Consider the following 25,459-nt stretch of genomic DNA (forward strand, 5'->3'; position numbering starts at 1 on the left):
AATCTTAAATTATAAAATCAAAAAAATAAAAATCAGTTTAATCAGTCTAATCCTGAAAAAGACAAAAAATCGCGAAAATTTTTTCCCACCACTGGTACGATCGCCTAAGCTCCCTGTACCTAATGTGTCAACCAATTACTATGCTCAGCTACCGGTATATCCGTTTTTTATTGCAAAAGCAGCTGGAAGAAAGACTCAGCGCGGAAGAAGAACTTTTTTTGCAGCAATGGTACCAAAGCCTGGACGCCATGCCGGCGGAGATGCCTTCAGCAGTAGAGCAGTCAGCATTGAAAGAACAATCCTGGCAGCACTTGTCGGCTATATATGAGGGCGCGGCCACCACTACGCCACCAGCTATTATTAAGCGCATGCTGCGATGGAAACGCCTCGCCTGGCCGGCGGCAGCCGCATTGCTATTATTTGCCGGCGCGAGATTATTCTTCCGGGAAACGCCCAAAACAGTACCCGCCAAATGGGTATCACTGGATTGCCCTGCCGGAAAGCGCCTGAAAATGGTATTGCCGGATCATTCGGTGGTATGGCTCAACAGCGGTTCCAGCCTGCAGTATAACCCCGATTTTGCAGCGCAACGTCAATTTAATGTCCGTAATGGGGAAGTCTTTTTTGAAGTGGCTAAAGATGCCCATCATCCTTTTATCGTACGAACAAGAAGCCTGGCAGTAAAAGTATTGGGTACCTCTTTTAACGTATCCGCCTATACGGAACTGGTGCAGGAAAAAGTTACCGTAGCCTCCGGAACCGTACAGGTACAGGATCAGCGCCAATGTAATGTGATCCTGAATGCCGGCGAAGAAATAGTATATAATAATAGCAAAGCGGCGTTCTCTACGCAGCAGGTCAATGCAGCCCGCGCCAACAGCTGGCGCAGCGGAGATATCTATCTCACCAATGTAAGCCTCGCAGAACTGGCCATCAAACTGGAAAATATCTATGGTTATCAAATCATATTCACTAACGATCAAATGAAAGGATGTATCAACAGCCTCCATTTTAACGATCAGGAGCCGGTTACCAAAGTATTGGACCTGCTGAAAATAATCGACAACATTACGTACACCATCAGAAACAAGCAGATAATTATCAGCGGTAAGCCTTGCTGATAGCAGATATTACCATTTAATACTTAATACTGATTATTTATGAACAATGGGTTTTTACCAACCAACATCAACCAAAAATGGGCAAAAGTCTTGCTGCTATGCACGATTTTATGCGGGGCTACTCAGCTACGTACCTATGCACAGTCGTACCTGCAAAAGCAAACGACCATTTCCTTCAGCTATGAAACAATTGCTTCCTGCCTGAAGAAATTACAGACAAAAAGCGGTATCAACATCTCTTATAATGAGAGTGATGTAAAAAAGTATTCTGTTAACACATTCGATTTTAAAGAAGAGCAAATCACCGTGATCCTGGATCAGCTACTTAAAAATACGGACCTGCAATACCGTAGCATGAACGATGGTATCGTGATTTTTAAGAAAGAAGGCGCCGAAAATGTGGCGATGCGTACCATTTCCGGTACGGTGAGCGGTGTAAAGGACAAAGAGCCGGTACCTGGAGCTTCCGTGCTGGTAAAAGGTACTTCCCGTGGTGCTGCCACCAACGGAGAGGGACATTTTACCATTAAAGTGCCGGCCGATAAAAATATTCTGGTGTTTTCCGCGGTAGGCATGCAATCCCGTGAAGTGGCAATTACCGGCGAGAATATGGACATTCAGCTTTCCGAAGATCCCAAAACACTGGGTAGTATCGTGGTAGTAGGTTATGGACAAGTTAACAAAAAGGACCTCACTGGCTCCGTATCCTCTATCAAAGCAGATGATATGAAGAAAATGAATACAACATCCTTCGATGCGGCATTGGCAGGCCGTACCGCCGGTGTAAACGCTGTGAAAACCAGTGGCCAGCCCGGAGCTGTAGCTGCCATCCGTATCCGCGGTGGTACCTCTGCGTATGGTAACAACGAACCCCTGTATGTGATTGATGGTATCCCTGTTGAAGTGGGTAATGGTCAGGGTAATAAACAATATTCCAATGATGCAGACAGACAAATATCTCCCCTTGCCAGCATCAATCCGGAAGATATTGAAAGCATGGACATCCTGAAAGATGCTTCTGCTGCCGCCATCTACGGTTCCCGCGCAGCCAATGGTGTGGTGATTATTACTACTAAACGCGGACGTTCCGGCCCTAAAGCAGATATCTCTGTTGGATACACTGCTTCTGTTGATCAATTCGCGAAAGTCTATCATACGCTGAATGCAGCCGACTATCTGAAGGTGGTTCAAACTGCGTATAGAAATGCAGAGATGCCGACTCCTAAAGACTCAATACGGTATCCCGGTGCTGACACCGATTGGGGAAAGGAAATGACCCGAAAGGCCATGACAAACAATGTATACCTGAACATCAACGGTGGCTCCAATAACGGTAGCACCCTGTATTCTGTTTCCGGTAGTGTGACGGATCAGGCAGGTGTGATCAGAGGGAGTGGTTTTAAACGCTATAACCTGAGAAGCCGTGTGGAAACCACGTTGTTTGATCGTCTGCGTCTCGGTACCAACATGTCTTATTCCATGATGGAAACGAATACCGGTAACACTTATTATAACATTATCCGTTATCGTCCGGATGTGCCGATCTATGATAATCTGGGCAGATATGGCACTATACCGGATAGTGCTGCGGCTAACCCCGTTTCACAGCTGGATTTMACCCGGCGTCAAAGAAGTCAGAACGTGCTGATGTCATTTTTTGGAGAAGTGGAGATATTGAAAGGATTAAGATGGCGTTCGGATCTCTCTTATAATATTATTAAGGGAGATATGTTAAACTATACCCCTGCTTCCAGTCCATCCGAAATAAAGAACAATCGTACCGGGTCGAGAGAAGATTATACCAATAACAGTACAGCACGTATTTTTGATAATACCCTGACGTATCTGAAAAGCTTTGGTCAGCATAACATCAACGCGGTAGCGGGAGCATCGTTCCAGCAAACCAAAGGTGACTTTGTGACGATCAAATCCAACAACTTCTCAGACGACGAATCGCTCAATCACCTAGGTGGCGCCAGCATCCTGAATACCTGGGCCAGCGGTGGTACTATCAGTGGATTACAATCTTATTTCCTGCGTACCAACTATAACTTCGGTGGTAAGTATTACTTCACCTTCACTGGTCGTGCAGATGAGTCTACCAAGTTTTCACCAGGTCACCGTTGGGCCTTCTTCCCATCTGCTGCTTTGGCTTACCGCCTCTCAGAAGCCAGCTTCATGAAAGCTGCTACCTGGCTGGAGGACCTGAAACTGCGCGTGTCTACAGGTAAAACCGGTAGCGCCAACTTCGCCGACTTTCAATATACTACCCTGTTTACTTCCGGTAGCTTCTATAACCGTAAAAACGGGATGATTGTAAATGACGTACCCAATCCGGATATCCGCTGGGAATCTACCAATCAACTGGATGCAGCAGTAGACTTCTCCATGTTCAAAGCTAAATTAAGAGGTACTATCGGATACTTCAGAAAGTATACCCGTGATATGATCCTGTATCGCAGCATTACCATGGAAACCGGGGCCAGACAACAGTACTACAACGTAGGCGATTTCTCCAACCGTGGATGGGAACTCCAGGTGGGAAGTGATGTCATCCGCCGTAAAAACTTCAGTTATATCACCGATGTAAACATCACGCGTATACGTAGCCGCGTTGAAAAGCTGAATGGCGGATTTGACCTGAACGGTACACTGAGAGAAGGACAAAGCATGGGCTATTTCGAAGGCTTCAGAACAGCTGGTATTTTCCAGTCACAGGCAGAAATTGACGTCCTCAATAAAAAGGCTCCGGACGGCTACTATCAATCTGAGGAAACCGCTCCCGGCGACATTAAATTTGTAGATGTGAATGGAGATGGCCGTATTACAGATGAAGACCGAGGTATTATCGGCAAATCAGAACCTGATTTTTATGGTGGCTGGAATAACATCGTACGTATAGGCAAATGGGAAATCACCGCTTTTTTCAACTTTAGCATCGGTAACTCGCTGTACAACCAGGCCCGCAGGGATATGATGATATTCGGTACTAATTACTACAATTATAGCCGCGACATCTTAACCGATTCCTGGTCTGAATCCAATAAGGGCGGAAAGCTGCCGCGACTGGTTACCTACGATCCTAATGATAACGGTCGTGACTCAGACTTCTTCATAGAAAAAGCAGGGTTCTTTAAACTCAAAAATCTGCAGGTCGCTTATATCATTAATACACCAGCACTGAATCGCGTGCGAATCAATCATATTCGTGTATTCGTAACCGGTAGTAACCTGTTTACATTAACAAAGTATAGTGGACTGGACCCGGAAGTGAACAATGCAGGCACCGGCAATTTTTCGCAAGGCTTTGATACCAACATCTATCCAATGACCCGTTCATTTACCGCAGGTATTAACGTTAATCTGTAAACGAAGAAATCATGAAACAATATATTATAGCTACTATAGCCACTACCTTTTTATTTGCTTCCTGCAAGCTGGTGAACGTTACTGACGTATCGCCGGTAAATCAGCTGGAGGATGCTAATGCCATTACTACCGTCGAAAAAGCACAGAGTACCTTGTATGGTACCTACGGTATTTTGAACGGTGGAGGTTCCCCGGCCTTTAACTATTACATGCCTGCGGCGGCCGCACTGATGGGCGGTACCTTGGATGCAGTGCAGGATGGGGGCGACTATGCCGCCAACAACGTGCGCACCAGCAATTACTGGCTGGAAAATATGTACGCCGGCGGGTACAAGTTGATTAATATGAGCAATCATATTATTACCAAAACAGCCGTGCTGCCAGGTAATGACCCACGTAAAACAAGAATCATCGGAGAAGCAAAGTTTCTCCGCGCGATGAGCTATTTTTTCCTGTTGCGCTTATTTGGAGAATTCTATGATTCCACTTCTAACTATGGTTTGGTGATGCATACCGAGCCGATAAAAGACGGAAATCCGGTTCCCCGTTCCAGTGTGCGTGCTGCTTACGATCAGATCAACAAAGACCTGGACGAAGCCATCCTCGAAACGAGTGAATTTTCCAGTACATTTTATGCGTCTAAAATTGCTGCACGAGCGCTGAAAGCGAAAGTACTGCTCTATCAGCAACATTACGCAGAAGCTGCTGCTATGGCTCAACAGGTGACCACGAGCACGCAACGTAACCTGGAGGATACTTTCAAGATCATCTTCTCCAAAAAAATATACAATACAAAAGAAGCCATTTTTCAGGCGCCTTATGATGCCAGCACCAACATCAACAATAAAGCTTACGCATTCAATACCTGGTTTAAACCATCTGACCTGTATCGGTCACTGATGGCAGGAGATAAGCGCGATACGATGGCGATTAAGGTGAGTGGTATCCGCGTACGTAATGGAAAATTCATGGCGGGGGCTATAGATGGCGCTCCTTCTAACGCAGATACAGAGTATTTTCTCCGCCTCGGGGAAATTTACCTGATCCAGGCAGAAGCCATTGTAAGAAGCGGTGGATCTTTGGACGATGCCCGTGCTGCACTGAACAAAATACGTAAGCGTGCGCTGATGCCGGATATTACGATCAATGACGCTGCAGGTTTGCTGAAAGCGATCCGGGAAGAAAAGCTCCGCGAATTAGGTGGAGAAAGCGGTGAAGAATGGTTTGATATGGTAAGATATGAGAGTAAGGGCGAGTTTGATATCAAAACCATGAAACCAAAGTTTATGGGCAAGCAACGCTACATCCTGCCTATCCCATTAAAGTCTATCCAGGCCGCTGGTAAAGTAGTTGCACAAAACCAGGGGTATTAATCAATAGCTATATGAAGAAGTTATTCTTATTAAACATGCTGTCACTGTGCTTCCTGCTCAGTGGCAGCATCATGGCGCAGACACAGCAAACTGAATCGGGGATTGTTTTCCGTAAAGATGCTTTTGCTGATGTACTAAAGGAAAGCGCCCGTACCGGCAAACTGGTATTTATCGACTGCTACACCAGCTGGTGCTCCCCGTGTAAATGGATGGAGAAAAATGTATTTGTAAACGATACCGCCGCCAACTACTACAACTCCACTTTTATCAATTATAAAATTGATATGGAGAAAGGAGAGGGCCCGGAACTACGGAAACGGTACAACGTACAGGTATTTCCAACCTACCTGTTTATTAACAGCAAAGGAGAACTGGTACACAAAGCCACTTCCCGCATGGAGTTGCCCGAGTTTATAGAAGAAGGAAAGAAAGCGCTGGACCCGAAACGTTCTCTCGCAGCCATGGAAAAGGCTTTTAATAGCGGTAACCGCAGCAAGGAAAATTTGCTGTCGTATGCAAAGGCACTACAAAGAACTGACCGTAACAAAGCAGATAGCATCAGCGAACTGCTGATAGCACAGTTAACAGATGCAGACATGCTGACGCCACTGGGATGGCAAACCATACAAGCTTTTGCGTGGGATGAAAATGAAAAGCCGGGTAAATTTTTCACCGCTCACGTAAATGAATACACGAAAAAATTTGATGCCGCCGAAGTGAGTAAAGTGCAGGAACGTTTACTGAACACCGCGCTCTATGGTTTAATTCGTAAAAAAGACAGCACCGCGTTTTTTACACGCCTCGCGCCATGGTCTAATGCTACCGATCCCGCCATACAAAAGAAGGCGTTGATGATGCAGGCAGAATACTACCTGACCACCGGAGATGTAAAGAACTTTATAAAGGTAACAGACATCGCGCTGGAAGGGGTAATGAAGAAAGACGACATCGGTCTGAGCTTCCTGGGCAGACGTTGCCAGTACCTTGCCAGCGGTAATAAAACCTTCCTGCAGCAAGCCTATAAACTGGCCAAACGCGCGGCGGTGATAGCACCGAGAGAATACAGCAATCAAGGCACCCTCGCCAGAATATGCCAGGAACTGGGCAACAAGCCGGAGGCGCTGGAAGCCGCAGAAGCAGCCTATCAGCTGTCGCTGCTGGAAACCTCTAAAATCCAGAAAATTGCCCAAAAAGAACTGGACGACATCAAAGAGATGAAATAAAATACGGACCTTCGGTGACATTGCTTTATTATGCCCAGGTATATTACTGTAACGTCACTGCTGAATAAAACAAAGAAAAGAGATCCGTGGTTTCTGGACGACTATACCATTAACCCATACAGCGGTTGTGCATTCAACTGTTTGTACTGCTATATCCGTGGCAGCAAATACGGCATCAATATGGCCGATAAATTGTCGGTCAAAGCAAATGCCTTAACGCTGCTTCGCAAGCAGCTGGCTACCAGAGCGGCAAAGCAACAACAGGGGATAGTGGTATTGTCGTCCGTTACAGATGCTTACCTGCCGATAGAAGAAAAAGAAAAACTCACAAGAGGTATTCTGGAGCTATTACTCGAATATCGTTTCCCGGTACATATCATCACTAAATCGCCGCTGGTACTGCGCGACCTGGACTTACTCCACCGCATCAACGAAAACGCCATTTTGCCCCCTGATTTGGCCAAATACCACCATCGTGCATTCATCACCTTCTCCTTCAGTAATATTGACCCGGTAATTGGTAAGCAATTTGAACCCGGCGCCCCCGATCCAGCCCTGCGCCTGGATGCCATGCAACGTTGCGCCGGCGAAGGTTTAATGACAGGCGTGAGCCTCATGCCGTTACTGCCTTTTATCACAGATGTACCGGACCAACTGACACGACTATACGCCGCTTTTCATGAACATGGCGCCCGCTATGTATTTCCTGCCTCCATTACTTTATGGGGAGAAGAACAGGCAGATAGTAAACAACTGGTTTTGCAGGCGATACAACAATATTATCCGCAATTTAGCGCCTACTATCAACAGCTTTTTGCACAACATACTGGCGTGCCAACGGCCTATAACAGCGCGTTACAAGCCGCCGCGGCTGCTGCTGCGGCCCCCTATGGATTATTGCCCCGCATTCCTGCTGAATAGTATTTTCTCAAAATTTTATGCTCCTAAACTTGCTTTCCCTCCTGTAAAAGAATATTTTAGGAAGATGAATTTTAAAACCCACGGATATGAGTAATGTAAACAATCGCAGACAATTCCTGCGTCAAATGGGAATATACACGATGGGAATCGGTATGTTACCCGCTGTACTGGCGGCATGTAATAACGGCAAATCTACCAGCGAAGGAACGAAAGATAGCGCAGCTGCTCCCAAAGGCGGCGAAGCGGCTGCCAAAGATCTTTTCTTTAAGATATCATTGGCAGAATGGTCTTTCCACAAAGCTTTGTTTGCCGGTAAAATGAATCACCTGGATTTCGCTTCCCGCGCTAAAAATGAATTTGGTATCCATGGGATCGAGTATGTGAACCAGTTTTTCAAAGACAAAGCGAAAGACAAAACCTATCTGGCTGAAATGAAAAAACGCGCCGACGATCTCGGTGTACGCAGTGTATTAATCATGTGCGACGGCGAGGGCGAAATGGGCGATCAGGATGTAAAGAAACGCCTACAGGCCGTAGAGAACCATTATAAATGGGTAGAAGCCGCCGCCTTCCTCGGCTGTCATTCTATTCGGGTAAATGCTGCCGGTGAAGGCACGCCGGAAAATGTAGCCAAAGCTGCCGCTGAATCTCTAACCAAACTCGCCAGCTTCGGCAAGGACCATGGTATCGGAGTAATTGTGGAAAACCATGGCGGTATGTCGTCTAATGGCAAATGGCTCAGTGGCATCATGAAAACCGTGAACATGCCTAACTGTGGTACCCTGCCAGACCTGGGTAACTTCTGCATCAAGAGAAGTAAACCTGAAAATGATACCCCCGAAGCCTGGGCTAAAACCACCTGCCTCGAAGAATATGATCGTTATCAGGGCGTAACAGAACTCATGCCTTTTGCTAAAGGTGTAAGCGCAAAAAGCTACGATTTCGATGCTAACGGTAACGAATCTACGATCGACTATGCACGTATCCTGAAAATCGTGAAAGACGCCGGCTTCACCGGATTTATAGGGGTGGAATACGAAGGAGAAAAACTATCTGAAGAAGATGGTATCCGGAAAACAAAAGAACTGCTGCAAAGAGTAGGCGGAGCGATGTAAGAAATTACGAATTACGGATTACGAATTACGAATTACGGATTTGTGGGTAGATAGTAAACGCGAAGATTACCTTCACTTCTATCTACCCACAAATCCGTAATTCGTAATTCGTAATTTTTAAAATGTGATCGTCGCTTTGTTATCGGCAATTTTATATTTAAAGCGTTGTTGTGCTCCCAAACGACGCAACACCTCCTCCAGGGAAGCATGATAAAAACGCTCGTCTGCAATAACAGGTGCTTTAGAGGCATCTCCCTTCATTTCTATCTCTACACCAAACCACTCTTCCAACGTCCGGCTTAAGGCCATTGGATTGGCATTTTGAATGTGTAAGGTATCAGATAACCATGCTTCCAGTTCTTCCGGATGGTAGGTTTCTTTTTCCATCAGGTCTATGTCGTTATTGGCGAGGATCATTTGTCCGCGTTCCAGTATTTCCGGCTGGTTGTCGGTAGGTGAATGATAGGATTTACTCACCCGGATTTTGCCGGTAAGCAGGTAAACGGTGGCGCCATGCTGACTGGCAAAAGAACGCATCCGGAAAGAGGTGCCTAATACGGTTGCCTTCAACTTATCACTGGTCACGGTAAAACTATCCGTAGAAGGCTTCACCTCGAAAAACGCATCTCCGTCTAATATCACCGCACGGTTGCCTTGCAGGTAGTTTTCCGGTACTTCCAATATGGAAGCAGCATTGAGGATAACCGTAGAGCTGTCTGGTAGTTTTACCACGGTTCTTTGGCCGGTTACGCCTTTGTGCGACTGGTAATGTACACCCGGCACTTGCAGGTTCACTCCCTTTGTTTCCGGCGCCTTTGGCTGGCAACCGGTCAATACTACCCCTCCCAGGATGAATCCGATGAAAGTCTTTGGCCACGCAGTAGTATCAGTTTTAAATAGCATATTCCGGGAATTTTGTATGTAATAGAAAAGACCTAAAAGTAATAAAATAAACAGCGGTAAAGCCGTATGCTTAAACAATTTATGAGAAGCAATAGACAATATCTGATAACGCTGTTAAAAAGATGCGCTGATATCACAATGATTTTTGTTTAAAAGCCAGACGCACCCTAACTTTGCGGCCCATGGAAAAGCAGCTACCTTTATCATTTGATAATACGGCTATTGCATTTGAGGCAAAGACCGACAAAGCACTGAAAAAAGCCAACTTTCTCTTTAGTAACATCGGGAAGCCCTGGTTGGTAAAGTTCGGTTCAGTGATGACACCGATCGCATTTAAACTGCGGTTACCTATTAAAGGAATTATTAAAAGCACCATCTTCTCCCAGTTCTGTGGAGGAGAAAGCCTGGAAGAAGCAGCTACCACTGCCTTACAGCTGGGCAACTATCACGTAGGAGTAGCATTGGACTACGGGGTAGAAGCCATGGAAGGCGAAGAAAGCTATGACGCTGCCGTACCGGAATTTATCCGCGCTATCCAGTACGCTGGCAGCAGACCCGATATCCCTTTTATTGCGATTAAAATCACCGGTTTTGCCAGGTTTGAATTGCTGGAAAAAATCCACCGCAAAGACACCTTATCTGCCGCAGAACAGGAAGAATATACCCGCGTACGCAATCGTATATACAGCATTGCGGAGGCTGCCGCTAAACACGGTGTGGCCGTACTGGTAGATGCGGAAGAATCCTGGATACAAGACCCGGTTGACCAGCTCACCAACGAAATGATGTCTTTATTTAATAAAGGCAAAGCTGTTTTCTTCAATACCTTCCAGTTATATTGCCACGATCGCTATGCTTTCCTGCAAACATCCCTGCAAAAAGCACAGCAGGAAGGCTACCTGTTGGGCGCTAAATTAGTAAGAGGCGCTTACATGGAAAAAGAAAATAAACGCGCCGCGGAAAATAATTATCCAACACCTATTCAACCCAGCAAAGCCGCCACAGATAAAGATTACGATGCTGCTGTGAAATTCTGCATCGATAACCTTGATAAACTGGCGGTATTTATCGGCACCCACAACGAAAGCAGCTGCATGCTGGCTGCCCGTATGCTGGATGAAAAGGGCATCACCCACAACCACCCACATGTTAGCTTCTCCCAGCTGCTGGGCATGAGCGATAACATTACCTTCAACCTGGCGCACGCCGGTTATAATGTCAGCAAATACCTCCCTTACGGTCCTGTAAAAGATGTAATGCCTTACCTGCTCCGCAGAGCTCAGGAAAATACGTCTATCGCCGGACAAATGGGCCGCGAACTGGCATTGATCAGAAAAGAAATGAAGAGAAGGGGAATATAAGCCGAAAGCTATTATAGCGGATGATCAGAGCGAATTTTGTCTGAGGGCAGGATTAGACTGATTATACTGATTTTATTTTTTGATAAAGAAAGAAGGGAGATTGAAGCAGATATATAATCCGCTTTAATCTCCCTTCATCTTTTTAAATCTTTAAAATATAATCAGTATAATCAGTCTAATCCTGCCCTCAGACAAAATTCGCTCTGATCTACAAATTACTTTCACTCTGAGGCAATGGATATTTAGCCCATACATCATCATCAGCCCTGTCAACAGGCAAGGTGTTTAACAGGTTATATCTTCTCACATCAACCCACCGGTGGCCTTCCATGAAGAGAGAATAACGCCTGTTGTACAACAGTTCGGTGATGTAGGCCGCTTGTGTTTTGGCTCCGCTATAGGGCGCAAGATGATGTACCACCCGGATCCTGTTTAAGGCGACTTCTGCATCGGGGAGTTGGTTCAGCTGAATCTTGGCTTCTGCATAAATCAGTATCAGTTCTTCGTTGCGGATAATACTGATGGGAGAATTAGGAGAAGTCCAGATGATCACGTCCCGGTCGCCGGTGAGGCCACTCTGGCTGGCAGAAGAAGTGCGCAACGCTGTTTTTAACTTTAGACGATCATCGCCAGCCTGCAAATCTGTGGCAAAAGTAGGATGCGATGCCCTTACTTCTCCATTACCATTGGGCGCGATATACATGGTATTGGCCAAATCGCCGCCATTGGTGGAAAACATATGGTAAATACCAGTGTTGAAGTCGCCATTCAGGTCAAAGAAAGATTCGCTCAATGCCGTTAAAGCATCGTTCCAGTTTTTACGATAAATATGTACCCGCGCAGCAATAGCACGATTGAATTTAATGAGCCCTGCAGCATCTTTAAATCCGGCAAAACCAGAAGATAAAGGGAAGACAACTTCCGATCCGGTAAGATCAGCTTTGCCGGCATCCAGGAATTTCAGGATAGAATCCAGTACTACATTGGGATCTGTAATGACGCCCCGTAGTACATCATCATTGGCTACCGGAATACGGGCGCCATTGGTGTTGGTCATATTAATATTCAGCAACAGCTGATATCCTATCAACGTTTTGGCAAACCCGGTAAATGCTTTCTTCTGCGCATCGGTGGCTATTTCCGGCTTGGTGTTTTTGATGGCATCCTGCAGGATGAAGCATTGACGGGCTACCTGGTACCGCGCTACCCATGGGTTGGTGAGGTAAAAGGTATTGTTATCCAGCGTTTTGGTACCACCACCTAACAAGTCGGTGGTATAACGGGGCTCTGAACCGGAGAAACGATAAATTTCCCGGCCAATAATACCCACGCCATCCAGGTACGCCGCAAGGCTGTTACGCATACCGGATTCCGCACCTGTTGCCAGGTTAAACAAGTCGCTTTTCGTTGGATTCTTACTGATAACGTCTACAACAGGTGTATTCAAACTGTTGATTTCTCCCTTCTGACAAGCATTTAATATCAGCAGGAAAATGACAACCGTAATATGGAGAATGTTCTTTTTCATATGTAATGATTTTAGCAGAAAGGAAATGATCAGAAATCTATGCCCACGTGAAAGCTGGCTCTTTTGGATGCAGGGAATGGCATTACGTCCACACCGGTAGATAAACCGGTACTACCGCGGCTTTGCGCAGTGGTAAGCGTGTTACTACCGAAGTTGGATACTTCCGGATCATATCCGATATACTTTGTCCAGGTGAAGAAATTGTTGGCAGAAATACCGAATCTTACTGCTTTAACATTTTTGGTATTTTTCAATGGGAGATTGTAGTATAAACCGATCTCACGGATACGTACATACGAAGCATCCTGTACATAAATGGAAGCATCGCCGGCACCCGGACGATACAGTCCTGCTTTAGTGCCCTTCATTGGTGCATCGAAGTCAGGAGAAGTAGATCCCAGGTCGGTTAACAGCTCGGTGAGGTTGATATTGTCGCCACCTTTTTTCCAGTGGATCAGGAAGCGAAGGGAGAGATTTTTATACAGCGTCACTTCATTGAAGAAGCTCATCTGGAATTTAGGCTCTGCGTTACCAATCACTTTCAGGTCGTCACCTACTGTACCTTTGATTTGCGTAGCAGGTTGTCCTTGTTCGAGATAGAAAGTACCCAGTGAGTTACCAAATGCGCCAATGGCGTAAGGTGGGATAATCAGCTTGGTTACTTTGGAGCGGTTGAACCAGAAGTTAATGCTACTGTTCCAACGGATGGTGGCGTTGTTGACAGGAATCAGGTTTAAGCCCAGTTCTATACCCTGATTTTTCAGGTCACCACTGTTCTTCCACTCGTTGGCATATCCGGAAGATCCAGGCAGGGCATGACGCAGCAATACATCGTAAATGTTTTTGTTGTAGTAGGTAGCTTCCAGGCTAATACGGCCATTCAGCACACTTACATCCAACCCTGTTTCAAATTCGGCCTGGCGTTCAGGTTTGATGTCCGGATTACCTTTCAGGTTATCTACCAATACGCCGGGCAAACCATCGATATTACTACCCAGCATACCGGTGAATTTACTGCCGTAAGGCGGTACGTTACCGGATTGGCCATAGGCGGCGCGGATCTTGAAGTTATCTATTGCGCTGATGTTCCAGAACTTCATTTTAGTTAAGTTCCAGGACAGGGCGCCTTTAGGGAATACATAGTATTTAAGGTAATCGCCATTGTTGGTAGAGCGGTCGAAACGTACGCCGGCACTAACGGTGATGGCATCTATCAGGGAGAGGTCTTCCTGTAAGAAGAGGCCGTTGTCGCGGTATTTCTGGCGGAACTGGTGCGTGGTGCTGTTGGCGCTGGCATCCAGGTTGCTCTGACCATTTATCAGGTTGGTAGCAGAGGTGATGATATAATCCATGAAGCCCGTTTCCAGCGTGGCACCGGCGGTACTGGTTAAACTGAGATTGTTATTAGGCGTAAAGGTATTTACTACAAAGCCGGCCAGGTTAGTATTGGTGTTATTGGTATTGCCCTGGATGGAATGTCCCTGCAGGTTATTGGCTTCAAATTGCAGGTTGCGGGGAAATAGTGCGGCTGTTTTATAGTTAAAGTAGTCGATACCGCCACGGCCAACAAGGCGGGTGGTAGACCGTTCATTTTGTTGCAACCGGATATCCACATTTGCTCCGCCTACAAAGCGATTTGTTTTTTCGTTGTTGGAGGCCAGGTCGCGCGTTTGCAGTGGATTGGAAGGCGCAAACGGGTTATCAGGATACTCTCCTAATGCATTCGGATGCAGGTCCACGAAGTCTGGGGTGGAGGATAAAGCCACGCCATAGGAAACCCCGTTGTTATCATTGTTGGTGATACCTCTGTCGGCAGAAGAGCCAATATAATTTGTAGTAACGCCAACGGTTATACGATCATTGACTTTATGATCCACATTTAACCGGATAGAGTTGTTGAAGTAGCCGGTACCTTTTACGATACCATCTTCCTGTCGTCTGTTACCAGAGAGATAGAAAGTTGTTTTTTCGCTACCACCGCTGAGGGAAACGCCGGAGTTCAATACCAGACCGGTTTGACCAAACATTTCTTTTTCGTAGTCGAAAATTTTACCGGCATTTTTGGCGGCGGTATATTGTGCAGCGTATTCCTCCCGTTTCTTTTTTACCTTAGGATCGGTGTTGGCAGCTGTTCCTGCGAGATCGGCGGCAGTTTCAGCGGTGAAGGAACGTACGCCCATCAGGTGCCGTACCTGTGTAAAACCTACTTCCTGGTTGACACTGATTTTTGTTTTACCGGTTTTACCTTTTTTAGTGGTGATGATAATTACGCCGGCTGCTGCTTTGGCGCCGTACATGGCCGCTGCAGAAGCGCCTTTCAGGATCTCGATGTTTTCAATATCTTCCGGATTGAGATCGGCAATACGGCTGGAAGGGTTATCCTGATTGTTAGGACTGCCGGAGGTAGCCGCACCGGTAACATCATTCAGGCCGGCAGGAATACTGCTGTTGTTGAAGAAAATACCATCTACTACATACAGTGGCTGTGAGTTACCAAATATAGAAGTAATCCCTCTCATTTTTACGGAGATACCACCGCCGGGAGCACCGGAGTTAGCGGTGATCATGGCGCCGGGAACTTTGCCGCTGAGTGCTGCGTCAAATGTTTGTGCAGGCGCTACGCCGGTGAGTTCTTTGCCGGAAATAGTGGCTACGGCATTGGCGAGATTACGTCGCTTTACCGTAGTGGCTAAACCTGTGACTACAATTTCTTCCAGTCGGGCGAAATCTTCTTCTAATGAAACATTCAATGCCGTTTCACCGGGTTTCAGTGCTATAGTCTGACTTTTATATCCCGTATAACTTACCAGCAAACTGGTGGTGCCGGCTGGAACGGCCAGTGTGTAAGTGCCGCCCACATCTGTGATGGTACCTTTGTTGGTATTAGGTACCCGAACAGTTACACCCGGTATGGGCTTGCCACTGACGGCGTCCTTTACTTTTCCTGAAATATTTTGTTGCGCAAATAGTGCCAGGGTACTGCACAGGCATAGCAGTACCAGCAAGCTGGATTTTGGTAGAAGCATAGCTTGTTTGGTTTAGATAAATGATGATGTGGATAAAGCGGTTATTTGATCATATAAGCCGATAAATAGATTTTGATGATTAAATATTGTTCGATTTTGGTTGTTCAGGTTTACAAGACACTATCGTTATACCCTTACCGGTCTTGGGTAACACGGGTTTTTCACTACAGCTACCGGTAGGGCTTTCTCATTAAGCCAGTTTTGTTGTAACGTAAAATATTCGGCTGGCAGATTACGAAATTTTACAGGTATTTCGGTTTTTTTTGTTTGACTTAATTATGTTATATTTTTCGACGTTGAAACTTCGTAAATTGCAGCCTTATGGATCAGTATTTATCTTTATTACAGCATATTATCAAAGAAGGCGCCGTTAAAACTGACCGCACAGGAACCGGTACCACCAGCTGCTTTGGCTACCAAATGCGTTTCAATTTACAGGAAGGATTTCCAGTAGTGACGACCAAAAAGCTACACCTTAAATCTATCATATACGAATTATTGTGGTTTTTAAAAGGAGACACCAACATTAAGTGGCTCAAAGAACATAATGTAAGTATCTGGGATGAATGGGCGAACGAAAATGGTGATTTGGGCCCTGTATACGGTAAGCAATGGCGTAGCTGGGAAACCCGTAGCGGAAAGGTGATAGACCAGATTACAGAGGCGGTAAATACCATTAAAAATAATCCTGATTCCCGTCGCATTATCGTGAATGCATGGAATGTGGGCGAACTGTCTGAAATGGCACTCAGCCCATGCCACTGCCTCTTCCAGTTTTACGTAACCCCGGCAGATCGGGCAAAAGGAGAAACCCGCGGTAAACTCAGCTGCCAGTTGTATCAACGCAGCGCAGACGTATTCCTGGGCGTGCCTTTCAACATCGCTTCCTATGCGCTGTTGACCATGATGATGGCGCAGGTATGTGACCTTGATGCGGGCGACTTTATCCATACCTTCGGCGATGTACATCTGTATAGCAACCATATGGAACAGGCCAACCTGCAATTGAGCAGAACACCATTCCCACTGCCGGTGATGAAAATCAATCCGGAAGTGAAGGATATTTTTTCTTTTACCTATGAAGACTTTGAACTGGTCAACTACCAGTTTCATCCTGCTATCAAAGCACCGGTAGCGATTTAATCTTTTATATGCGTATATCCATCATCGTGGCAGCATCAGAGAATAATGTAATTGGCATCAATAACATGCTTCCCTGGCGCTTACCCACAGATCTGAAATATTTCAAGTCCACTACTTTGGGCAAACCCATTGTAATGGGACGTAAAACATTCGACTCACTCGGAAAAGCCCTTCCCGGCCGGCCTAATATCGTGATCACCCGGCAAACCAACTATCAGCCGGAAGGAACGTACGTAGTGCCTTCCATTGATGACGCTATCGCCAAAGCCAAAACGTTTGAAGGGGAGGAGCTGTTTATTACCGGTGGCTCCCAGATATTCGAACAGGCATGGCCGCTGATAGACCGTATTTACCTCACCCGTGTATACGCCGTAGTACCAGGAGATGCATTCTTCCCACAGTTAGACGGAAAAGAATTTGAACTGGTCAGCGATGAACGTCATGAGGCAGATGAAAAAAATCAATATGCCTTTTCGTTCCAGGTTTGGGAACGGGTATAGGACCAATAACTCATTGCAAATAAAGAAAACACCCCCAAGCTTCGGCTTGGGGGTGTTTTCTTTATACTAACGTATACGCTTATTTGAAAATAACGGTACCCATACCGTTGGTCAGTTCTTTTTCCAGGGAATTAAGATGTTTTTGCATTTCCAGGCAGTTCATAATCTGATCCATATCTGTGGCTTTCTTCGCCTCTTCCTGGTTTTCATAGATCAGCTTTTTGATTTTCCGGAGTATCAGGTAATTGGTCGTGGAAATGGTGTCCTGCAGGTAAGCATTATCTCCATAAACCGTATCTATTTCAAACTCCTCTTTCCATTTCATGCTGAGATCCGCTTCCTGGTCTTCCAGGATATTGGCTATCTCTTTTGAAAACTGTTGATCTTCATGATAAAGGAACCAGCGTTTATCCTGTAGATTTCCTGCATCATACAAAGATTTGTACTCCCGTAAAATCCTTTTCACCAGCTCACTTTCTGCCAGTGCTTCAAAATCGTAGGGCAAATGGAACACGTAGTCCGCTACTGTACTATTCTCTTCTTCTTTAAAAGGTTTATCGCCAAAACGTAACAGGATTTTTACCAGCGCCTTTTCCTGTTTTTCATGCCCGTTGATCAGTGAGTCTACCGAAATACCTGTTTCGGCAGCTTCCATGGCGGCAATCGCTTCTTCACTTAAGCCATCATCATCGGGTGGGGGATTGTTGCGGGCATGCGCCTGTTCCCGTTTTACGAGCCGGTCGCGGATAAATTTATTCACCAGCTGTATCAGCCCTTGCTCATCAATATGCAATAACTGGCTGCACTGGCGGATATAATCCTGTTGCCGGGTAAAATCTTCTGCCTTATCAATTTTAGAAATGGTTTCCGCAATTTCATTGACCAGCTGTGATTTCTTATTGCTGTCGGTACCCGCCTCCTTCATGCTCAGCTGGAGCTTAAACAGTACGAAGTCCTGTTTATTTTCCTGGATGAACTCCCGGAAAGCAGTGGCGCCTATTTTTTGTACGTAGCTATCCGGGTCTTCTTTGTCCGGCAGCAGTACCAGCTTCACATTCAGCCCTTCCTCGATGGCCATGTCCAGCCCGCGAAGCGCGGCTTTCACACCGGCGCTGTCGCCGTCATAGAGGATGGTGAGGTTGTTGGTGTATTTTTTTATCAGTCGCAACTGATCCTGTGTCAGGGAGGTACCACTCGAGGCAACCACGTTTTCCACTCCTGCCTGATGCAGGGAAATTACGTCGGTATAACCTTCTACCAGTAAGCATTCATTGAGCTTGTCAATGGCATGCCTGGCAAAGTAGGTACCATACAGGACCCGGTGCTTTACATAGATTTCGTTTTCGGGAGAATTGATGTATTTCGGCGCCCGGTCTGATTTTACCAGGATGCGCGCACCAAAGCCCAGAATCTTCCCGGACTGATTATGAATCGGGAAAATAACACGGCCGCGGTAGTTGTCTGCCGGCTGATCATTACGAATCGTGACCAGCCCCGTTTTTTGCAGGTATTCCAGGTTGTATCCCTTGTTCAGCGCAGATTTTGCGAACGCATCAAAGGTATTCAGACAGTAGCCCAGCTGGAACTTTTTGATCGTTTCTTCCGTAAATCCACGTTCTTCAAAGTAACTGAGACCTACATTCTGTCCTTCTTCTTTATTGAAAAGCGTATCGGTAAAATAGTCACGTGCGTAGCCGTTGATGATAAACAAGCTATCCGCCATGAGCTGATGTTGCTTCAGCTCCGGACTTACTTCCGTTTCCTCCAGTTCTACCTGGTAACGTTGTGCCAGCCAACGCAATGCTTCTACATAAGAGTATTTCTCATGCTCCATGATGAAGCTGATGGAATTGCCGCTGGCGCCGCAACCAAAACATTTATAAATCTCTTTGCCGGGAGATACCGTGAAAGAAGGGGATTTTTCGTTGTGAAACGGACACAAACCCAGATAGTTGGCGCCTCTTTTTTTCAACTTGACGAAGGAACCCACTATTTCCACAATGTCGATGCGACTGAGGATCTGTTGTATGGAGTTTTGAGATATCAAGGTGCAAATAATCCAACTGCAAACATACGGGAAATTGACGAAGCCGGAAAGTAGCTAACAGGTATATGAAATATATTGAATATTTTTAATGAGATAAAAATGGCAGGCAGATCGTATCTGCTGCGCCATTATTCTTCGTCCATCTTTCCTTATATTTGGTAGATTATAAACTAGCCAAATCAATCTTATTTATCAGATGAAAGAAGTATTTATAGTAGCTACGGCCCGCACACCCATAGGTTCCTTCAATGGCGCACTGACAGGCGTTCCGGCTACCCAACTCGGTGCCACCGTGATCAAAGCCGCTCTGGAAAGAGCAGGCATTGCTGCGGCAGAAGTGAATGAAGTATATATGGGAAATGTACTCAGCGCCAACCTGGGACAAGCCCCGGCCAACCAGGCCAGCCTCGCAGCCGGTGTGCCTAATAATGTACCCTGCACTACCGTCAACAAGGTATGCGCTTCCGGTATGAAAGCCATCATGCTGGGCGCACAGAGCATTATGCTGGGCGACAACGACGTGGTAGTTGCCGGCGGTATGGAAAACATGAGCGCTGCGCCTTATTACCTCGACAAAGCCCGCAACGGTTATAAGCTGGGCCATGGTAACGTAATCGACGGTATTATCCGCGATGGCCTCTGGGACCCTTACAAAGATTTTCATATGGGCAATGCCGCAGAACTGTGCGCCACCGAATATAAAATCACCCGGGAAGACCAGGACGCATACGCCATAGAAAGTTACAAACGCGCCGCTGCTGCCTGGGAGAAAGGTTATTTTAAAGACGAAGTAGTACCGGTACAGGTACCCGGCAAACAGGTAGTAACAGTAGCAGAAGATGAAGATTATAAAAAAGTCATTTTCGAAAAAGTGCCTACCCTGAAACCAAGTTTCCAGAAAGATGGTACTATCACTGCTGCCAACGCTTCCAATATCAACGATGGCGCCGCCGCTGTGGTGCTGGTGAGTGGCGAAAAGCTGAAAGCATTAGGCTTAAAGCCGCTGGCTAAAATCGTAAGCTTTGCAGATGCTTCCCAGGCGCCGGAGTGGTTTACCACTACGCCGGTAAAAGCCATCAACAACGCATTGGCTAAGGCTGGCATGAAAATCAGCGATATGGATTATGCAGAAGTAAATGAAGCATTTTCCTGCGTTCCCATCGCCAATGCAAAAGACCTCGGTCTTTCTTTGGACAAAGTAAATGTATGGGGTGGTGCAGTAGCCATGGGACACCCGATTGGCTGCAGTGGCGCCCGTATAGTGGTAACACTGAATTCCATCCTGCATCAGCAGAACGCCCGCTACGGTGTAGCAGGTATCTGTAATGGTGGTGGTGGAGCCAGCGCTATTATTATCGAAAAGGTATAAGAGCAGCTGAAAGCATAAAGCCGAAAGCAAAAAGCTATTGAAGCGGATGATTAACGTATAAGGATATACGCTCTGGTCAATCACTTCAATAGCTTTTTGCTTTCGGCTTTATGCTTTCAGCTATCGTTTCATTGTCAGTACCGTATCCAGATTATTCAATTGTAGTCGTACACTATCTGCTCCATGTTTCGTCATCTTCAGAAAACGCAGGGGGGCCTTAGGATTCACCACATCGGGTATGACCTGTTCAAAAAGCAAATATTTATCCACTACGAGGCTGTAGGCGGGGTAGGTAGATAAGATGCTGGTGGTTTTTGTTTGCAGGGCGTAGTCATTATCAATATCGTAACGGTGAAATTCGCTGTCGTTCAGCAAGGTGATGGCAGCAACCAGCGTAATGGTACGCGTAAACGGGAGCAGCAGGCCAAGCAATAATACAAACGGGAATCCGAAGAAGCAGAGGAGGTAGGCGTATTTGGCGTCATTATCCGGTTTGGTAACGCCGTATAGCAACATCCCGGTGCCGGCATAGAGGGTAAAGAAAACCCTTTCGGTTTGGGTGCCTTTAAAGCCATAGTTGTTCAGCATCAGTAACAGGCATGTCACGGCAAAGCAGGCCAGTATGATGTGTGCATACCATAGGAGGACTTGTAAAACCGGTGCTTTCACCTTTTTAATGCGGCAGGAAAGCGCAGCTAAAAAGCATAAGGTGAGGATAGTGATCGTAATCATGACAGCGGGAAATTGTTGGCGGGTCTCAATAAGGTTAAAAAATATAAATATATGTATTTATTTTAATTAATCGCCCACAAGGAGGCTGACAGCGGTATAATAATTATTAATCGGGCGTTTACTTTGCTTTTTCGTGAACAAACAATATTTTTGCCCTGCCTTTCAATAAAGGCATTTAAACTTTCAATAAGAATAGCATGCGTCAGATAGCTTTCAGACAAGCCATAAGAGAAGCCCTGCAGGAGGAATTTCGCCGTGATGAACGGGTATTCCTTATGGGGGAGGAAGTAGCCGAATACAATGGTGCTTATAAAGTGAGCCAGGGAATGCTGGATGAGTTTGGTCCAAAACGCGTAATCGACACGCCGATTGCAGAACTTGGATTTACTGCCATTGGTGTTGGTGCCGCTCAGAATGGTCTGCGTCCCGTTCTTGAATTCATGACCTGGAACTTCGCTGTACTGGCGTTGGATCAGATCCTCAACACTGCGTCTAAAATGCTCGCGATGAGTGGTGGACAAGTTGGTTGCCCGATCGTTTTCCGTGGACCTAACGGTTCTGCCGGACAGCTCGGTGCACAGCACTCTACTGCTTTCGAAAGCTACTACGCCAATATCCCGGGGCTGAAAGTAATCTCCGTATCTAACCCATATGATGCAAAAGGTTTGCTCAAAGCGGCTATCCGCGATGATGATCCGGTTGTTTTCATGGAAAGTGAGTTGATGTACGGTGAAATGGGTGAAGTGCCTGAAGAAGAATACATCATCCCAATTGGTAAAGCAGATATTAAACGTGCAGGTAAAGATGTAACCATTGTATCTTTCAACAAAATGATGAAAGTAGCACTGGGTGCAGCAGAAGAACTGGCGAAAGAAGGTATCGAAGCAGAAGTAATCGATTTGCGTACCATCCGTCCACTGGATTGGTTCACTATCCTGGAATCTGTTAAGAAAACCAACCGCCTGGTAATCGTAGAAGAACAATGGCCTTTTGCGAGCATCTCTTCTGAAATCTCTTACCGTATCCAGAAAGAAGGTTTCGACTACCTGGATGCACCAATCCGCCGTATCACTGCTGTAGATGCTCCAATGCACTACGCGCCTAACCTGGTGAAATTATACCTGCCGGATGTTGAGCGTACTGTGAAACTGGTGAAAGAAGTAATGTACATGAAGAAATAGCAGAAAGCACAAAGCTAAAAGCATAAAGCTATTGAGGCGAATGACCTTTGCGAATATTACACTCGCATTGATCATTCGCCTCAATAGCTTTATGCTTTTAGCTTTCAGCTTTTTGCTCACGAAAACAAATCGCTTGATAAATACCGGTCGCCACGATCGCAGATGATACACACCATCACACCACTGCTTAACTCCTGCGATACACGCACCGCCGCTGCTACGGCGCCGCCACTGCTCATACCACAAAACACGGCTTCTTCTTTTGCCAGCCGTTTGGTCATGGTTCTGGCTTCCTCCTCTGAAATATCCATGATCCTGTCTACTCTTGATTTTTCAAATATTTTCGGGAGATAAGCTTCCTGCCATTTGCGGATGCCCGGAATTCTGGACCCATCTGTGGGCTGGCAACCTACTATCTGTATGTTGGGTTGTTGTTCTTTTAAATAGCGGGATACTCCCATAATAGTACCGGTAGTCCCCATTGCGCTCACGAAATGGGTTACCTGGCCTGCCGTATCCTTCCATATCTCCGGACCGGTAGTTTTGTAGTGCATACCGTAGTTATCCGGATTGGCAAACTGGTTCAGCATGAAATAACCACCACTGGCTACTTTGCTATTGGCATAATCTATAGAACCTTCCATAGACGCTTCTTTAGGAGTAAGCGTTACTTTAGCGCCATATACTTCCATCGTGAGCACCCGCTCGCGGGTCGCATCTGCCGGCATCACCAGCTCTATTTCCAGTCCGAATAAGCTGGCAATCATCGCCAGTGCAATACCGGTATTGCCGCTGGTAGCTTCAATCAGTTTCATTCCTGGTTTAATATCTCCCCGATCCAACGCACCTTTGATCATGCCATAGGCGGCCCGGTMTTTCACACTGCCGGCGGGGTTATTACCTTCCAGCTTGGCAAATATTTTTACCGCCGGATTTACGGAAATCTTTTTTAATTCTACCATCGGTGTATTACCGATCAGATCGATGATGGATGCCATTGTATTAATCCTGGTTTGTATCTGAAAATTTATGTTCTGCTTTATAGTAAATCCGCGAGAAAGGTTCCACACTTTTAATCAACCATACATTGCCTCCAATAACACTGTGGTGGCCTATTACGGTGTCTCCACCCAAAATAGTGGCGCCGGCATAAATCACTACATGCTCTTCAATAGTAGGATGTCTTTTGCTGCGCGCCATACTTTTTTCTATGCTCAACGCTCCCAGCGTAACGCCCTGGTACAGCTTTACATGCGGTCCTATCACGGTGGTTTCCCCAATCACAATGCCAGTACCATGATCTATGCAACACCAGGGTGCTATCACCGCCCCCGGATGAATATCCACACCAGTGCGGGAATGCGCCAGTTCTGTAATCATACGCGGTAATACCGGGATATGCAGGTTATATAATGCATGCGCAATGCGATAAAAGGCAATGGCATAAAAGCCCGGATAGGCGCGGATTACCTCATATATACAGGAAGCTGCCGGATCGCCCTGGTACATCGCGCTGGCATCTTTTGTCAGCTCATCATAAATCACCGGCACTTTGTTCATAAACGTTGCACTCAGCGTAGCTGCTGCTGCGGGCAACTGATGCTCCATAGAATGCAGTAACCCCTGTAGTTGCAGGTCCAGCTTATGGCTGTATCGTTCCAGTGCTGCAGGATCAGCAATCACCTGACCCTGATGCTCCGGAAATAACCAGTTCACCAGGTTGCTCACAAATTCATCTACTGCATCGGTAGCCGGATAGGCACTCGCTGCTGCCAGCTGGTGCCGCCGCTTCAACTCTTCCAAAAATTCATTCGTCATATACGGATGGATATTACAGGTATCGACGCTGTATCTATATTGAAAATGGCGCCTTAATACTCTGTAAAGGTAGTAGACTATTGGCGAAATTTCAACTTTAAAGGAAACCGTAACAGCGGGACTGTAAGTTCCTTAAAACGGCTGCTAAAACACTACACCTATAACCGCTCGTGTGACCACTCATAAGCACCTTCCATGATCAGGTCAAACACAGGATCTTTGATGTCATAATAGGCATCGGCATTATCCGGAAAATAGCGGGAGAGCTGTTGTTTTATCTCCGCATAAGCCCTCGCTGCCAGGGGATGCGTGCGCAGATAATCCCGGCACAATAGCGCATAACGTTGATTAAACCGGCCCAATACCCGTATATGTAAATTAACACGGCGGTGTTGACGGGAATAAAAATGTTTTTCCAGTTCTTCGGCTAACAGGTCTTCCCGGCCCGGCGGCCGGTGGTCAACAAGATGCTTTACCGGCTGATAACCCAGCTGCGTCAGCAATGGCTCCAGGGGCAGGTCCAGTGAAGCCACGGTTACCTGTACATCAATCACATCTTTGGCAGGTAATCCGGGTACACTGGTAGAACCAATATGGTCGATGGCCAACGCATAATGGCCAAGCGCACTACGCAATTGTGCGGCGATTTCCTGGTATTCTTCCGGCCAAAGGGCGTTATAAGGTACGATCTCAATTGTTTCCGACATGTTAAATCCTCTTAGATATCCT

Annotated in this window: 19 protein-coding genes; 11 read left to right on the forward strand and 8 right to left on the reverse strand. The window is 46.3% G+C overall.

Annotated elements, in window-relative coordinates; genetic code table 11:
* The first annotated feature begins 140 nt into the window (after positions 1-140).
* The 6 genes from AC1DFM_RS18200 to AC1DFM_RS18225 all read left to right on the forward strand — a co-directional run bounded on the left by AC1DFM_RS18200 (position 141) and on the right by AC1DFM_RS18225 (position 9,122).
* Positions 141-1,121: a FecR family protein gene (locus AC1DFM_RS18200; RefSeq protein ID WP_477078170.1), complete on the forward strand. Its 981-nt coding sequence runs from the start codon at positions 141-143 to the stop codon at positions 1,119-1,121.
* Between the two features lie 39 nt (positions 1,122-1,160).
* Positions 1,161-4,490: a TonB-dependent receptor gene (locus AC1DFM_RS18205; RefSeq protein ID WP_477078171.1), complete on the forward strand. Its 3,330-nt coding sequence runs from the start codon at positions 1,161-1,163 to the stop codon at positions 4,488-4,490.
* A gap of 11 nt (positions 4,491-4,501) precedes the next feature.
* A complete protein-coding gene (locus AC1DFM_RS18210) occupies positions 4,502-5,863 on the forward strand; it encodes a RagB/SusD family nutrient uptake outer membrane protein (RefSeq protein ID WP_477078172.1) in 1,362 nt (453 codons plus the stop codon).
* Between the two features lie 11 nt (positions 5,864-5,874).
* Positions 5,875-7,086: a thioredoxin family protein gene (locus AC1DFM_RS18215; protein ID WP_477078173.1), complete on the forward strand. Its 1,212-nt coding sequence runs from the start codon at positions 5,875-5,877 to the stop codon at positions 7,084-7,086.
* A gap of 30 nt (positions 7,087-7,116) precedes the next feature.
* The gene (locus tag AC1DFM_RS18220; protein WP_477078174.1) at positions 7,117-8,007 is read left to right on the forward strand and encodes an SPL family radical SAM protein; all 891 of its coding nucleotides are present in this window, start codon (positions 7,117-7,119) and stop codon (positions 8,005-8,007) included.
* An 86-nt stretch (positions 8,008-8,093) separates the two neighbouring features.
* Positions 8,094-9,122, forward strand: coding sequence for a sugar phosphate isomerase/epimerase family protein (locus AC1DFM_RS18225; protein WP_477078175.1), 1,029 nt, complete (start codon positions 8,094-8,096; stop codon positions 9,120-9,122).
* 117 nt (positions 9,123-9,239) lie between these two features.
* Here AC1DFM_RS18225 and AC1DFM_RS18230 read toward each other — a convergent pair whose 3' ends face one another.
* On the reverse strand, positions 9,240-10,025 hold the full coding sequence (locus tag AC1DFM_RS18230; RefSeq protein ID WP_477078176.1) for a FecR family protein: 786 nt from the start codon (positions 10,023-10,025) through the stop codon (positions 9,240-9,242).
* Between the two features lie 182 nt (positions 10,026-10,207).
* Here AC1DFM_RS18230 and AC1DFM_RS18235 point away from each other — a divergent pair, with 182 nt between their 5' ends.
* The gene (locus AC1DFM_RS18235; protein WP_477078177.1) at positions 10,208-11,386 is read left to right on the forward strand and encodes a proline dehydrogenase family protein; all 1,179 of its coding nucleotides are present in this window, start codon (positions 10,208-10,210) and stop codon (positions 11,384-11,386) included.
* Between the two features lie 208 nt (positions 11,387-11,594).
* On the opposite strand, the gene AC1DFM_RS18240 is transcribed toward AC1DFM_RS18235, so the two are convergent.
* Together AC1DFM_RS18240 and AC1DFM_RS18245 are read right to left on the reverse strand one after the other, a co-directional pair.
* Entirely contained in the window at positions 11,595-12,914 is a 1,320-nt protein-coding gene (locus AC1DFM_RS18240; RefSeq protein ID WP_477078178.1) for a RagB/SusD family nutrient uptake outer membrane protein, read from the reverse strand.
* Positions 12,915-12,943: 29 nt separating this feature from the next.
* Positions 12,944-15,940 (reverse strand): SusC/RagA family TonB-linked outer membrane protein, encoded by a 2,997-nt coding sequence (locus tag AC1DFM_RS18245; RefSeq protein ID WP_477078179.1) that lies wholly within the window; start codon positions 15,938-15,940, stop codon positions 12,944-12,946.
* A 321-nt stretch (positions 15,941-16,261) separates the two neighbouring features.
* Here AC1DFM_RS18245 and AC1DFM_RS18250 point away from each other — a divergent pair, with 321 nt between their 5' ends.
* Together AC1DFM_RS18250 and AC1DFM_RS18255 are read left to right on the forward strand one after the other, a co-directional pair.
* On the forward strand, positions 16,262-17,083 hold the full coding sequence (locus AC1DFM_RS18250) for a thymidylate synthase (RefSeq protein ID WP_477078180.1): 822 nt from the start codon (positions 16,262-16,264) through the stop codon (positions 17,081-17,083).
* Positions 17,084-17,091: 8 nt separating this feature from the next.
* A complete protein-coding gene (locus tag AC1DFM_RS18255) occupies positions 17,092-17,583 on the forward strand; it encodes a dihydrofolate reductase (protein WP_477078181.1) in 492 nt (163 codons plus the stop codon).
* Positions 17,584-17,662: 79 nt separating this feature from the next.
* Here the strand turns inward: AC1DFM_RS18255 and dnaG are convergent, their stop codons facing one another.
* Positions 17,663-19,630 carry a DNA primase gene (gene dnaG / locus AC1DFM_RS18260; protein ID WP_477078182.1) on the reverse strand — a complete coding sequence of 656 codons (1,968 nt, stop codon included), beginning with the start codon at positions 19,628-19,630 and terminating at the stop codon, positions 17,663-17,665.
* A 196-nt stretch (positions 19,631-19,826) separates the two neighbouring features.
* On the opposite strand from dnaG, the gene AC1DFM_RS18265 reads away from it, so the two are divergent.
* Positions 19,827-20,999 (forward strand): acetyl-CoA C-acyltransferase, encoded by a 1,173-nt coding sequence (locus tag AC1DFM_RS18265; protein ID WP_477078183.1) that lies wholly within the window; start codon positions 19,827-19,829, stop codon positions 20,997-20,999.
* Positions 21,000-21,119: 120 nt separating this feature from the next.
* On the opposite strand, the gene AC1DFM_RS18270 is transcribed toward AC1DFM_RS18265, so the two are convergent.
* On the reverse strand, positions 21,120-21,731 hold the full coding sequence (locus AC1DFM_RS18270; protein WP_477078184.1) for a hypothetical protein: 612 nt from the start codon (positions 21,729-21,731) through the stop codon (positions 21,120-21,122).
* A gap of 197 nt (positions 21,732-21,928) precedes the next feature.
* Here AC1DFM_RS18270 and AC1DFM_RS18275 point away from each other — a divergent pair, with 197 nt between their 5' ends.
* Positions 21,929-22,912 carry a pyruvate dehydrogenase complex E1 component subunit beta gene (locus AC1DFM_RS18275; protein WP_477078185.1) on the forward strand — a complete coding sequence of 328 codons (984 nt, stop codon included), beginning with the start codon at positions 21,929-21,931 and terminating at the stop codon, positions 22,910-22,912.
* A 116-nt stretch (positions 22,913-23,028) separates the two neighbouring features.
* Here AC1DFM_RS18275 and cysM read toward each other — a convergent pair whose 3' ends face one another.
* The 3 genes from cysM to AC1DFM_RS18290 form a co-directional block, all read right to left on the reverse strand.
* Positions 23,029-23,910, reverse strand: coding sequence for a cysteine synthase CysM (gene cysM, locus AC1DFM_RS18280; RefSeq protein WP_477078186.1), 882 nt, complete (start codon positions 23,908-23,910; stop codon positions 23,029-23,031).
* Positions 23,911-23,914: 4 nt separating this feature from the next.
* The gene (locus AC1DFM_RS18285; protein ID WP_477078187.1) at positions 23,915-24,730 is read right to left on the reverse strand and encodes a serine O-acetyltransferase; all 816 of its coding nucleotides are present in this window, start codon (positions 24,728-24,730) and stop codon (positions 23,915-23,917) included.
* A 158-nt stretch (positions 24,731-24,888) separates the two neighbouring features.
* Positions 24,889-25,437, reverse strand: a complete 549-nt coding sequence (locus AC1DFM_RS18290) for a GrpB family protein (RefSeq protein WP_477078188.1) — start codon at positions 25,435-25,437, stop codon at positions 24,889-24,891.
* Positions 25,438-25,459 lie beyond the last annotated feature (22 nt).

Source organism: Chitinophaga sp. 05T412, from assembly GCF_056396465.1.

What these genes read in the sequence shown, in the direction of transcription:
- AC1DFM_RS18245 (WP_477078179.1), bottom strand. Translation starts at nt 15,940, where the DNA reads ATGCTTCTACCAAAATCCAGCTTGCTGGTACTGCTATGCCTGTGCAGT.
- AC1DFM_RS18230 (WP_477078176.1), bottom strand. Translation starts at nt 10,025, where the DNA reads ATGCTATTTAAAACTGATACTACTGCGTGGCCAAAGACTTTCATCGGA.
- AC1DFM_RS18210 (WP_477078172.1), top strand. Translation starts at nt 4,502, where the DNA reads ATGAAACAATATATTATAGCTACTATAGCCACTACCTTTTTATTTGCT.
- AC1DFM_RS18285 (WP_477078187.1), bottom strand. Translation starts at nt 24,730, where the DNA reads ATGACGAATGAATTTTTGGAAGAGTTGAAGCGGCGGCACCAGCTGGCA.
- AC1DFM_RS18240 (WP_477078178.1), bottom strand. Translation starts at nt 12,914, where the DNA reads ATGAAAAAGAACATTCTCCATATTACGGTTGTCATTTTCCTGCTGATA.
- AC1DFM_RS18235 (WP_477078177.1), top strand. Translation starts at nt 10,208, where the DNA reads ATGGAAAAGCAGCTACCTTTATCATTTGATAATACGGCTATTGCATTT.
- AC1DFM_RS18290 (WP_477078188.1), bottom strand. Translation starts at nt 25,437, where the DNA reads ATGTCGGAAACAATTGAGATCGTACCTTATAACGCCCTTTGGCCGGAA.
- AC1DFM_RS18255 (WP_477078181.1), top strand. Translation starts at nt 17,092, where the DNA reads ATGCGTATATCCATCATCGTGGCAGCATCAGAGAATAATGTAATTGGC.
- AC1DFM_RS18250 (WP_477078180.1), top strand. Translation starts at nt 16,262, where the DNA reads ATGGATCAGTATTTATCTTTATTACAGCATATTATCAAAGAAGGCGCC.
- AC1DFM_RS18225 (WP_477078175.1), top strand. Translation starts at nt 8,094, where the DNA reads ATGAGTAATGTAAACAATCGCAGACAATTCCTGCGTCAAATGGGAATA.
- AC1DFM_RS18215 (WP_477078173.1), top strand. Translation starts at nt 5,875, where the DNA reads ATGAAGAAGTTATTCTTATTAAACATGCTGTCACTGTGCTTCCTGCTC.
- AC1DFM_RS18200 (WP_477078170.1), top strand. Translation starts at nt 141, where the DNA reads ATGCTCAGCTACCGGTATATCCGTTTTTTATTGCAAAAGCAGCTGGAA.
- AC1DFM_RS18270 (WP_477078184.1), bottom strand. Translation starts at nt 21,731, where the DNA reads ATGATTACGATCACTATCCTCACCTTATGCTTTTTAGCTGCGCTTTCC.
- AC1DFM_RS18275 (WP_477078185.1), top strand. Translation starts at nt 21,929, where the DNA reads ATGCGTCAGATAGCTTTCAGACAAGCCATAAGAGAAGCCCTGCAGGAG.
- AC1DFM_RS18220 (WP_477078174.1), top strand. Translation starts at nt 7,117, where the DNA reads ATGCCCAGGTATATTACTGTAACGTCACTGCTGAATAAAACAAAGAAA.
- AC1DFM_RS18265 (WP_477078183.1), top strand. Translation starts at nt 19,827, where the DNA reads ATGAAAGAAGTATTTATAGTAGCTACGGCCCGCACACCCATAGGTTCC.